Source organism: Sulfitobacter sp., from assembly GCF_041552635.1.
Taxonomy (GTDB): domain Bacteria; phylum Pseudomonadota; class Alphaproteobacteria; order Rhodobacterales; family Rhodobacteraceae; genus Sulfitobacter.
The window spans coordinates 1-5,142 of record NZ_JBFEKM010000219.1 but is presented as its reverse complement, the minus strand read 5'-3'; the positions used below and the strand labels follow the sequence as shown (position 1 = coordinate 5,142).

5 protein-coding genes are annotated in these 5,142 nt (G+C 59.0%); 1 reads left to right on the top strand and 4 read right to left on the bottom strand.

The annotated features are described in order from the left end of the window. From glyS to ABYT07_RS18640, 3 genes are all read right to left on the bottom strand, one after another. Positions 1-947: glycine--tRNA ligase subunit beta (glyS, locus tag ABYT07_RS18650; protein WP_372993527.1), on the bottom strand; the 947-nt coding region annotated here is incomplete at its 3' end. 92 nt (positions 948-1,039) lie between these two features. Further along, the gene (locus ABYT07_RS18645) at positions 1,040-1,561 is read right to left on the bottom strand and encodes a DUF6446 family protein (protein WP_372993526.1); all 522 of its coding nucleotides are present in this window, start codon (positions 1,559-1,561) and stop codon (positions 1,040-1,042) included. Continuing rightward, positions 1,558-2,496, bottom strand: a complete 939-nt coding sequence (locus ABYT07_RS18640; RefSeq protein WP_372993525.1) for a glycine--tRNA ligase subunit alpha — start codon at positions 2,494-2,496, stop codon at positions 1,558-1,560. The genes ABYT07_RS18645 and ABYT07_RS18640 overlap by 4 nt, the downstream gene beginning before the upstream one ends. Before the next feature lie 158 nt (positions 2,497-2,654). On the opposite strand from ABYT07_RS18640, the gene ABYT07_RS18635 reads away from it, so the two are divergent. Next, positions 2,655-4,424, top strand: a complete 1,770-nt coding sequence (locus tag ABYT07_RS18635) for a serine protease (protein WP_372993523.1) — start codon at positions 2,655-2,657, stop codon at positions 4,422-4,424. A 59-nt stretch (positions 4,425-4,483) separates the two neighbouring features. Here the strand turns inward: ABYT07_RS18635 and ABYT07_RS18630 are convergent. After that, positions 4,484-5,142, bottom strand: a 659-nt coding sequence (locus ABYT07_RS18630; RefSeq protein WP_372993522.1) for a thiamine pyrophosphate-dependent enzyme, incomplete at its 5' end; no start/stop codon positions are given.

The following is a 5,142-nucleotide window of genomic DNA, read 5'->3' as shown; positions in this document are numbered from 1 at the left end:
TTTTCATTGCCTGCCAAAATCGTCGCACCATCATCGGCGGTGGTGCGGTTGGCGACCGTGACAAAGCGTTCAATGCGGCCCGTCTTGGGGTTGCGCACGGAAAAGAACTTTTGGTGTTCTTTCATCGAGGTCTGCAAAACCTCGGGCGGCAGATCAAGGAAGGCGTCGCCGATGCGGCCCATCAACACGACGGGCCATTCGACCAGACCCGCGACTTCGGCCAAAAGACCTGCGTCCTCGACCACTTCCAACCCGTTGGCAAAGGCCATGTTGGTGCCGTCATGCCAGATCGCATCGCGCCGCTCGGTCGGGTCCAGCACAACAAAAGCGCGTTTGAGCTTGGCGGTGTAGTCGTCAAAACTGCTGACCGTAAGGGTGTCAGGCGCAAGGAAACGGTGGCCGCGCGTGGTTGCCCCTGCTTGGATGCCGTCAACAGTCATCGGCACAACCTGCGGGCCGTCTTCCGCAGAGAGAATGCAGAGAATGGAATGCAGCGGGCGCACCCACCGCAAGGAACCGGTGCCCCACCGCATGGATTTCGGCCAAGGGAAATTGCGGATGGTGGCTTCCAGTACCTCGGCCACAATCTCGGCTGCGGGGCGGCCCGGCTTTTTGATCATGGCGAAGAGGATGTTGCCCTTGGGGGTTTCGCGTTCCTCAAGCTGGTCGCGCGTCAGGCCGGCACCGCGCAAGAACCCTTCGATGGCTTTTTCGGGCGCGTCGGCCTTGGGGCCTTTGCGTTCTTCGGTGATGGAAGGGCTGGCATCCAGCATCCCTTCTACCGTCAGGGTCAACCGGCGCGGGGTTGAGAAGGCGGCGGCAGAGGCATAGGTCAAACCGGCCTCGACCAAGCCGTTGGTGACCAGCTTTTTCAGATCATCTGCGGCCCGCGCCTGCATGCGTGCGGGGATTTCTTCGGAGAAAAGCTCAATCAGCAGGTCGGGCATGGGGTGGTACCTTTCGGGGGCCGCGTAGGGAATGGGGCCTTGGATTTTTTGCGCTTCGCGCGAGGATATTTAGGAGCCAGAGAAGATGCAGGTTACTGGTTTGGCAGTTCGGGGCATGCTTCGCCGACGATGGTGCCATCATAGGCTTTGTCACCGCAATCGTTGAGTTCGTGCCAGATGTAGCCACGCCCGTCCGACGTGATTGCCACGATCCGGTCAACGCCGAAGTGGATATTCTTTTGGCCGAGGAATGTAAGCGCTGTGCCTGCCTCGAGTTCGGCACCGATGGCGGCGGCGTCGAAGCAGTCAAACCATCCCGGCGCGTTGCGCGGGTCGATCTTGTCGCTGATCACATAGGTTTCGGTCAGCATGGCAAGGCTGAGCGTGGTGTCAAAGCAGGCGCGATAGCGGATTGGCGAACTGTCGGCGTCGATGGCGCGGAAGTTGTCCGTCAGGATCGGTTCGGGTGCGTTGCTGTTGAGCGATACCAGTTCAACGCCCTGCGCGGGGGCAGGCACCTCGCGGTAGTAGCCGTAGACTTGAAGGTAATACAGCGTGATGCCCGCGATGGCTGCTATGATCAAGATAACGCCTCCTACGATCTTGCCGTTCATGCTGCGTCCTCGGACCAGCCGCCGGCGCGGGTTTGCACGAAGGCATCGGCGCAGGCCTTGGCGAGGGTCCGTACGCGGCCGATATAGGCCTGGCGTTCGGTGACCGAGATCACCCCGCGCGCGTCGAGCAAATTGAAGATGTGGCTGGCCTTGATGCATTGATCATACGCGGGGTGCGCCATGATGATCCGCTTGCCGGTTTTGGGATCGACAGCGTCCTGGGACAGGATCGATTTGCATTCATTTTCCGCCTCGACGAAATGATCCAGCAGCACCTCGGTGTTGGCCACGTCGAAATTCCAGCGCGCGAATTCTTCTTCGGTTTGCTTGAAGATGTCACCGTAGGACAGCGGGATCGACGCATCGGGATCGTTGAAGGGCATGTCCATCACGTGATCAACACCCAAGACGTACATGGCAAGGCGTTCAAGCCCGTAGGTCAATTCGCCCGAAACCGGGTGGCAGTCATGCCCGCCGACCTGTTGGAAGTAGGTGAATTGCGACACTTCCATGCCGTCGCACCAGACCTCCCAACCCAAGCCCCATGCGCCCAAGGTTGGGCTTTCCCAGTCGTCTTCGACAAAGCGGATGTCGTGCAGGGCCATGTCGATGCCGATGGCCTGAAGCGAGCCGAGGTAGAGGTCTTGCAGGTTGGGCGGGCTGGGTTTGATCAGCACCTGATATTGGTAATAGTGCTGCAACCGGTTCGGGTTTTCGCCATAGCGCCCGTCGGTGGGGCGGCGCGACGGCTGCACATAGGCGGCGGCCCAAGGATTGGTGCCAAGCGCGCGCAAAGTCGTTGCCGGGTGGAAGGTGCCTGCGCCCACTTCCATGTCATAGGGTTGTAGAATCGCACATCCCTGCCGTGCCCAGTATGTCTGGAGGGCGAGGATGATTTCCTGAAAAGAACGGGGGCGCTGGACCGGGTCGGACATGGGTTATTTGCCTTTGCTGCTGCGCGCCTTTCCTACGGCGCGTCGCGGCAAGGGTCAATTGGCAGCTTTGTGATGAATTGACGCGCAACAAGCATGGCATTTCACATGCAATCCTGATTTATCTAACGCAACTTTAAATCCGTGAGAGCACATTACCTATGAAGCGACTGTTTGTGGCCCTTTTTGCCGCCCTTTTTATTGCCCCACTCATTGCGCAAGCCCAATCAAGTGAAGATGTGGTCTGGATTCAAATCGAAGCACAGCCCAACCTTGCAAAAGCCACGCAAAGGGCCAGAGCCTATGCGAATGGTCTTGAGGATGTGAACGGATTTTCCTTGGGCGGCGGCTGGTATGCGATTGCCGTCGGCCCCTATCGTCGGTCGGACGCCGAACAGTTGTTGCGCAGCTATCTGCGCGAGGGTCTGATCCCGCGCGACAGCTATTTGCAGTTTTCGGAACGGTTTCGCCAGCAATTCTGGCCTGTGGGCGTGAATGTCTTGAATATTCCGCTGATGGCCCCTGTTGAACCCGCGCAGACTGCTGAACCCGACGCCCCTGCGCAGCCCGAGCAAGTCGCCGTTCAGCCACAACTGCCCGAACCACCCGTCGGGGAAACCCCAGCCCAAGCACAGCGCAGCGAGCGTGAATTGACGCGGCAAGACCGCGAAGCCCTGCAGATCGCTCTGCAATGGGCCGGATTTTACAACAGCACCATTGACGGGGCGTTCGGGCGGGGCACGCGTCAATCCATGGCAGATTGGCAAAGCGCCAATGGCTATGAGGTTACCGGCATTCTGACGACACAGCAGCGCGCGGATTTGCTGGGCGAATACAATGCCGTCCTTGACGGACTTGGCCTGCAAACGGTGCGCGACGCGCGGGCCGGGATTGAAATCACCATGCCGACCAAGCTGGTCAGCTTTGCCACCTACGAGCCGCCATTCGCACAGTATAACGCCACCGGCGATATCAATGCGCGGGTTCTTCTGATCAGCCAAGAGGGCGATCAGGACACGCTTTTTGGGTTGTATGACGTCATGCAAACACTCGAGATCGTGCCCCCCGAAGGCCCACGTGAACGCAAATCAAACCGCTTCGAGTTGATCGGTGAAAATGGACGAATCGTAAGCCAGACCCAAGCCTATCTTGAGGGCGGGCAGATCAAGGGGTTTACGCTGATCTGGCCTGCAGGTGACGAGGACCGCCGCCGCCGCGTGTTCGCCGAGATGACCAAAAGTCTGGTGCGGCTGCCCGGCGTTCTGGATGCTGCCGCAGGTGGCGGCGACGATCAGGCGATCGACCTTGTGGCTGGGCTACAAATCCGGCTGCCCAAAATCTCGAGGTCGGGATTTTTTATCGACAGCAACGGCACAATCGCCACCACCATCGAGGCGCTACAAAGCTGTAGCCGGGTGACGCTGGACGACGAGACAGAACTGGACACGGTTGTAAACGACGCCGCAAGTGGCATCGCGCTGCTTAAACCCCGCAGTCCGCTTGCCCCTGTCGAGATCGCAAATTTCAACACCGTGCCCCCGCGCCTGCAATCCGAAATCGCCGTGGGCGGGTTTCCCTATGAAGGCGTGCTTGGGGCCGCCACAGTGACCTTTGGTGCATTGGCGGATGTACGCGGCTTGCAAGGCGAAGAAAACATCGCACGGCTCACGTTGGCAGCGCAGGCCGGTGATGCGGGTGGGCCCGTGTTTGACAGCAACGGACGCGTGTTGGGAATGTTATTGCCACGCGCCAATGGCGCGCAACAGTTGCCCGATGATGTCAACTTTGCCATCGAATCAAAGGCAATTGCAGCAGTGGCGCAAGCGGCAGGCATCACAGTTCAGACTGCGGTATCTGCAGGGCTACTCAAGCCTCAGGACCTACGTGAAAAGGCCAAGGACATGACCGTTTTGGTCAATTGCTGGGAATAATCGTTTATATTCGGGCCGGAATTTTCGAAAATTCTGGCCCGGTTTTTTGAAAAAATCGGCTACCTCGTGACTTTTGGCGTCACATAAATCAACGTTGGGCGATCCGCTTTGAACGCCTGATCCACTGCACTGTGCAGATCATCAAGATTTTGGGGTGCCGCAGACAGCGCACCAAATGCTTCGGCCAATTTACAAAAATCGGGGTTGTGCGCGATGACGGCGTTGGGCGCGATTTGCGCGCGGGTCATGCTGTCTTCGATCTCTCCCAATTTTCCATTGTCCCACAGGATAATCGGCAGCGGCAGTCCAAGTTCAACCGCAACACCCAGTTCCTGCACCGTATAGTGAAATCCGTAGTCGCCGATGATGGCCATCGTCGGCAAACCCGGCCGGCCAATCGCCCCGCCAATGGCGGCGGGCGTCGCATAGCCTAATGTGCCAAACCCGTAAGGGTGATGCCATTGGCCCGGGCCTTCCATGTCCCAGACCTCTTTCGCGGCATAGGCAAATTGGGTCATATCGGAATAGATCATCACGCCGTCGGGCACCGCATCGCGCAGCGCCTCAACGACAGGCAGGATGCCTGGACGCTCTGCCTCGATCTCTGCGCGCCAGCGCGCACGGGCGGACACGACCTCTTGTGGGGTCCAGTCGCGGGCGGGCCGCGCCACATCCATCTCGCACAGATCATTGATAAATGCATCTGCGTCGTAAAGCA

What these genes read in the sequence shown, in the direction of transcription:
- ABYT07_RS18635 (WP_372993523.1), top strand. Translation starts at nt 2,655, where the DNA reads ATGAAGCGACTGTTTGTGGCCCTTTTTGCCGCCCTTTTTATTGCCCCA.
- ABYT07_RS18645 (WP_372993526.1), bottom strand. Translation starts at nt 1,561, where the DNA reads ATGAACGGCAAGATCGTAGGAGGCGTTATCTTGATCATAGCAGCCATC.
- ABYT07_RS18640 (WP_372993525.1), bottom strand. Translation starts at nt 2,496, where the DNA reads ATGTCCGACCCGGTCCAGCGCCCCCGTTCTTTTCAGGAAATCATCCTC.